The 6,121-nt window shown below is 34.9% G+C and carries 6 protein-coding genes; 3 read left to right on the top strand and 3 right to left on the bottom strand.

Annotated elements, in window-relative coordinates:
• The first annotated feature begins 58 nt into the window (after nucleotides 1-58).
• Nucleotides 59-457, top strand: a complete 399-nt coding sequence (locus tag BFA01S_RS20450) for a DoxX family protein (protein ID WP_066235310.1) — start codon at nucleotides 59-61, stop codon at nucleotides 455-457.
• A 68-nt stretch (nucleotides 458-525) separates the two neighbouring features.
• Here BFA01S_RS20450 and BFA01S_RS20455 read toward each other — a convergent pair whose 3' ends face one another.
• Entirely contained in the window at nucleotides 526-1,488 is a 963-nt protein-coding gene (locus BFA01S_RS20455; RefSeq protein WP_066235312.1) for a sporulation protein, read from the bottom strand.
• 186 nt (nucleotides 1,489-1,674) lie between these two features.
• Between BFA01S_RS20455 and BFA01S_RS20460 the strand changes: the two genes are divergently transcribed.
• Nucleotides 1,675-2,898, top strand: coding sequence for a cation:proton antiporter (locus BFA01S_RS20460; protein ID WP_066235315.1), 1,224 nt, complete (start codon nucleotides 1,675-1,677; stop codon nucleotides 2,896-2,898).
• 395 nt (nucleotides 2,899-3,293) lie between these two features.
• The gene (locus tag BFA01S_RS20470; protein WP_066235317.1) at nucleotides 3,294-3,833 is read left to right on the top strand and encodes a hypothetical protein; all 540 of its coding nucleotides are present in this window, start codon (nucleotides 3,294-3,296) and stop codon (nucleotides 3,831-3,833) included.
• Nucleotides 3,834-4,001: 168 nt separating this feature from the next.
• On the opposite strand, the gene BFA01S_RS20475 is transcribed toward BFA01S_RS20470, so the two are convergent.
• Together BFA01S_RS20475 and BFA01S_RS20480 are read right to left on the bottom strand one after the other, a co-directional pair.
• Nucleotides 4,002-4,958, bottom strand: a complete 957-nt coding sequence (locus BFA01S_RS20475) for a thymidylate synthase (protein ID WP_082800111.1) — start codon at nucleotides 4,956-4,958, stop codon at nucleotides 4,002-4,004.
• Nucleotides 4,959-5,198: 240 nt separating this feature from the next.
• Entirely contained in the window at nucleotides 5,199-5,777 is a 579-nt protein-coding gene (locus BFA01S_RS20480; protein WP_066235320.1) for a YpjP family protein, read from the bottom strand.
• Between the last annotated feature and the right edge of the window lie 344 nt (nucleotides 5,778-6,121).

Raw genomic sequence — 6,121 nt, forward strand, 5'->3', positions numbered from 1 at the left:
GTAAGGGTATTAAGTGGTGGGTAGTTCAATCGACTATAAGTTGAAAGAAGGGATAATAATGGAAGATTTAGGACTTTTAATCATCCGGCTAGCGATCGGGCTTACATTTATGGGGCATGGCGCTCAAAAATTATTCGGGTGGTTCGGCGGACCTGGTCCAGTCGGATTCGGAGAATGGCTAGGAACGATTGGGATCAAAGCCGGCGGTAAAACATGGGCAATTTTAGCAGGATTATTCGAACTCGTTGGAGGCTTGCTTTTCTCGACCGGGGTACTTACCTGGTTCGGAGCAATTCTCATCATTATTGTCATGATTGATGCTATTTTCACCGTCCATGGCAAAAATGGATTTTGGCTGACCGAGGGAGGCTTCGAATATAATTTTATTTTAATTGCCGTTGCCCTTGGGGTAGCATTGATTGGACCTGGCAATTATGTATTAATTTATAAAATGTAATGAAACATTTGAAAAAGAGCCATCTGATTTATCATTGGCTCCTTTTCAAATAAATTATTTATAATTGTTTAATCGTCGCCACCAGAAAAATCATCAAAATCCATACCGAAGAAATCGGAATCATCGTCATCCGTATCTATAGCTTCTTCTGCATCTTCAAAGATTTCATCCATATCGAAACTATCCATTATTTCATCTAATAACACAGCACCTAAAATACCGACTGCGAGACCTCCAACCATGCTGCCAATGCCACTTCCTATACCACTATGGCCCGGCTGTTGAACATGATAAGAAAATGGCTGCCCATATAATTGTGGCTGTTGAACAGTTTCTGCAATACTATCTCTAAGAAAATCGACTAGCTGATCTTCATTTTCCAATAGTTCTTTAGACAGGACGAACTCCCGTTTCGCTTCAATTTCTCCATAATTAGACCTGCAATCTACTTCCATCCAAATCTTAATGCCTGTTCCCACATATGCAAAACGGATTTCTAATTCATTAATTTGGTCCGCAAACAGCTGTGTAGGGAAAAATTCAAACTCCTGACCATATGTATCAAGCTTTCCTGAAGTTGCTTTTTCCCGAAACCCTAACTGTGAAAAAGCATTAAAAATGGAGTGTATTTCTCTAGAGCCCGCAATTATAACATGGTCTATATCTGTCCGGTCAAAACCTCCCTCGATATCAAGATGTGTATCAAAATAATAAGATACAAAGTTTCTAGATAATGGGAGAGTGGACGGTATAGAGTAATGGAATGGTATATGCCGCTCTTCCTGTTTGGAAATAAGAAACGGCCCAGTTAAAGGAATCTCATCAACCTGACGCGAAACAGATTGTCCATTCTTAGAAGATACAGTCATCATAAGTTTAACTGCAAGCTTATTAATCTGCTGATCCACCTGACCTCCTTTTAAAATAACCTCTCCTTGTACAACTTCATTAATCCCATAAGGACGATTTTCAAACTGTAAATCTACTTTTGCTGCTCCCTTACCTAATTTCGCTAAGAATTTTTTTAGCATTCTCTAGTCTCCCTTCACTTAACAATCTATGAATCATTCCAGATTTGTTCATTCTTCATTTTAAATTCTAATCATATGTACACACAAGAAATACGTAATTTTTCTTATTACCTTTTCCAAGCTTATAGATTTCCTAGAGGAGAATGGATATACTTTTTTATTAGTTAAATAAAAGGAGTGTATTGTTTGTTTCATTTCTTATTAAGTTTATTAATAATAATTATTATTTCTCAGCTATTTGGTACTCTGGCAAAAATGATTGGCCAGCCTAAAGTAGTCGGAGAGATGATTGGTGGTATTTTAGCCGGTCCTTCATTTTTAGGTATTTTATTTCCTTCTGTTCAAGAATGGCTGTTCAATAAAGAAATAAAGGAACAATTGTATTTATTAAGCCAGCTAGGAATCTCTTTATATATGTTTCTCATCGGAATTCAAGTACGTAAAGAAAAGATGGAGAATAGTCTATTTAAAAATGCTCTACAGCTTGCATTAGTCGGAATCATCCCTACTTTTTCTATGATATTTGCATTCAGCTGGTACATTTACCCATCATTAGAATTTAAATTAACTTCTCAATTAGTCTATTCTTTGTTTATGTCAGCAAGTATTTCTGTAACAGCCTTTCCTGTACTAGTAAGAATTTTAGATCAGCAAAAGATGATTCAAACAAAGCTCGGGAGGTTTGTTATTTTAGGGGCAAGTATAGATGATGTAATAGCATGGATCATGCTGCCAATTATTCTTTCTATTGCGAGCCTGAACTTTTCAGTGAGCAGTATGAACATCTTGATTTATATAATTGTTTACCTTCTAATAATGTTTTTTGTAATTAAACCGATTTTAAAATATATAGTTGCAAATAAGTATAAAGCATTAAACAATGAATTCTTTGCTTTATTTCTTTTCATTTTTTTATTGAGCAGTCTTCTATCAGAAAAAATTGGACTTCATGCTATTTTCGGAGGTTTTATAGCAGGATTAATCGTACCTCGATTAGATAAAGTAACGAAAGAATTAGATGCTAATATTCAAAATTTTGTAAGTACTCTACTCGTTCCTATTTATTTCGTAAGTTCCGGTTTTAATGTTGATTTAAGCTCCTTTACGAGCAGCAATCATTTAGTTATCGTTTCGATATTCATTGTAACGGCATTTATAAGCAAATATTTCCCCTGCTTAATTTATGCAAAAACAATCGGTTACAGTTGGAGAGAATCGAGTGCTATAGGGGCTTTAATGAATGCACGAGGGTTAATGATCTTAATATTTGCTAACATCGGTTTAAGCAGTAAATTAATTTCCAATACCGATTATAGTATTTTGTTCCTTGTTGCGATTGTTACAACCATCCTTACTTCCCCTTTGGTAAAAAAGTCGTTACACTGGAAAACAAAGGTTCAGGATAAATAATCAGTAAACAGCCGTATTGTTAGTCAAGCTGTACGTTTAGTATCTGTTGCAAAATAATATAAATAACATACTACCTATACTAAATACAGCCTGGTTTTTATTTCATTAAAGCATAAATCAATCCCGAAATGAGCTGATTTCCAGCCGTATTTCGGGATTTTTATATTGGATAATAATCGAAAAATCGAGCCAAAAACAAAACGTTCCTTATAAATTTCCCTGTTTTCCTTCAGCACTGTATTAAATAGCTTAAAGCGAAAATAGAAGCTGAATTCTTCTTTAAAATTAAGCTTTTTATCCAAGATCAGATGACCATTCCCAAAGAAAAAAGATTGCAAATAATATAAATATTGGTAAAATCTTTATAATCAGAAGAAAATAGAAGGAGAACTCTTATGCTTGTTAAAAAATCGGATACATCTCTCAAAATGCTGCAAATTCGATTAATGATATTCCTTTTGTTAATATCGATATTTGTTTGTTATTTAGTCTATAAAATACCAGATTATAGATATAACAGTGTATTAAATAACTTTAGGTCCACTGTCGACAAAGAATTGAAAGAAAAATATCCTAATCTTCTTATATCTACAACCATTTCAGATACTTTGCATGTGGAACTAAAAAAAGAATTTAACGAATTAACGATAAAAGAACGATTCAAAATAGCAGAAGGCATTTTCACGGAGTACAATCATTTGTACCAGAAACAGTCCGATGCTCTAGGACAAGGAAACACTTTGTCCATATATGCAGGAAGAACAGTTATTAAGAGCGATTCAACTGAATATTTTATTAGTTTCTCTGGTATGAAAGTTAATAAAAACGGGGGAGTATCCTGGTATGATAAACAAGGAAACTTAACAACGACTGTCGAAGAAAATGCACATCAAGAAGAAGGAATGGTATCGAAGGAACTAGAGAAGTCTCGATAACACGTTCAATCTGCCAAGAAAACTTAAATTATAAATAAAAAGAAGCTATATACTTCTTTTTTTGGTGACCAACGCTATAATTAGTTAAATGATTTACTAAAGATGATAATCCTCATAAAAATAACCCAGGATAATAAATATCCTGGGCGATTATAACATACATCCATTCTACACAGCGACCGGAGCTTTAATTGCCGGATGCGGCTCATAGCCTTCAATCTCAATATCATCCATTTGGAAATCAAAAACAGACTTCACTTCTTCATTTAACTTTAGAACAGGAAAATCTTTCGGCTCACGTCCAAGCTGAGTCTTCACTTGCTCCACATGATTTAAGTAAATATGCGCATCACCTAATGTATGAATAAATTCTCCGACCTCTAAGCCACATTCATGAGCAATTAAATGTGTTAATAGCGCATAGCTTGCTATATTAAAAGGAACTCCAAGAAAAAGATCGCCTGAGCGCTGATAAAGCTGGCAGCTGAGCTTTCCATCCGCCACATTAAACTGGAATAAAGTATGACAGGGCGGCAGAGCCATGGACGGAACATCTTCCGGATTCCATGCGGAAACGATTAACCGGCGTGAGGAAGGATTCTTCTTAATTGTTTCAATCACATCTTTTAATTGATCAATTGTTTCACCAGCCGTCGTCTTCCATTCTCTCCACTGTTTTCCGTATACATTTCCAAGTTCTCCAAATTTTTTGGCGAACTCTTCATCGGTTAAAACACTTTGCTTGAAGTTTTCCATCTCTATTTCATAAAGCTGCTTAAATTCCTCATCCTCTTGGCTACGAAGCCCAAAATTTGTCATGTCCGGGCCTTTATATTCCCCGCTTTTAATCCATTTTTCAAACGCCCATTCATTCCAAATATTATTATTATTTTCAAGCAAGTAACGGATATTTGTATCACCCTTAATAAACCATAATAATTCACTTGCTATTAAGCGGAATGGAATTCTCTTCGTCGTAAGCAGCGGAAAGCCTTTGCTTAAATCAAACTTCATCTGATAACCGAAAACAGAAATCGTTCCAGTCCCTGTACGGTCTCCCTTTACAGTACCCTTCTCCAGCACTTCTTTGCACATATTTAAATATATATTTTCTACCTCATTCAACGAAAAAGCACCCCTTACTCTATACGAATCATTTACGCTTTAAATTTTAACATAGAAAGCAATCGCGGGTGTACTTCTTGAAATATATGAGCAGCTTTTTCTGATATATCAGTGAAATTTGCATTATATCGGCGATCTTTCCAATATATCAGCGAAATTCAGATTATATCGGCAATTCCTCATAAATTTTTCCACAAAAAAGCCTGGCCCCACTTTATTCACGTGAGCCAGGCTTATATTTTAGCTGTATGTTTTCCACTTAGGTGGCATATTTTTGTCCCAATAAATATCTCCTAAATCTTTATGGGACTGAAAGGAGTCATGGTATGTGTGGTAGTGAAAATTAAAAGAATAACCTTGCTGCGGGGGGTTATCCCGTCTGACATGGAATCTTAGCACATCTTCATTCGTTTCCCGGTTATAGATATGGAAAATCTTTTCACCGAGCCCGCCTGACGGATTTTTAGAAATTGCTATGTTTTTAAATTGTTCGTCATCTTGTTCATTTACGAAATAAGTAATGACTTCTTCTATTTTTGGAAAAATGACCTCATTGAATTCTTCATCAATCACTTCACCAATTTTTGTTCCAAACTTCTCATACGATTGTTCTTTGGCGTTAATTAACAAATCTGCTATGTAGTCTTCCTTCGTATCTTCTGTTTCTCTAATAATTTCAACATGCTTTTCTTCAAAAGTGCGAAAAGATGTGTCTTTTGAGTTTTGTTCACCAATTGTTAATGCTGCAGGTGGTGCTACTAAACCAAACGTAGCAATCGTAAACAGGATAACAAGGGTTTTTCTCATCCATCTATTCATAAGTTTACTTCCTTCCAACAGTCTAGTATGTTATTATTTTAACATACATATAAAAGAAAATTTATGCATATTTTATGAATTTCTCTCATTCTTTGAAAAAGCTTTCAAAATAATCCAAAGATGTTTGAAATGAATTCAATACTGCATAATAAATATGGGAGGGTCTGACTTATGAATTATGATGTTTTATTTGTTATCGCAAGTTTCGTGACACTTGCATACTTTATCTATGTTGACATTGTGGATTAATAAAAAACTTGGCCATGGAGCCAAGTTTTTTATCCCAGCCTTAACAAGCAGTAAGTCTCCCACTTCAAAATTCTGAAAATTCAAAGAAGTTACGT

Source organism: Metabacillus fastidiosus NBRC 101226 (genome assembly GCF_001591625.1).
Lineage (GTDB): Bacteria > Bacillota > Bacilli > Bacillales > Bacillaceae > Metabacillus > Metabacillus fastidiosus.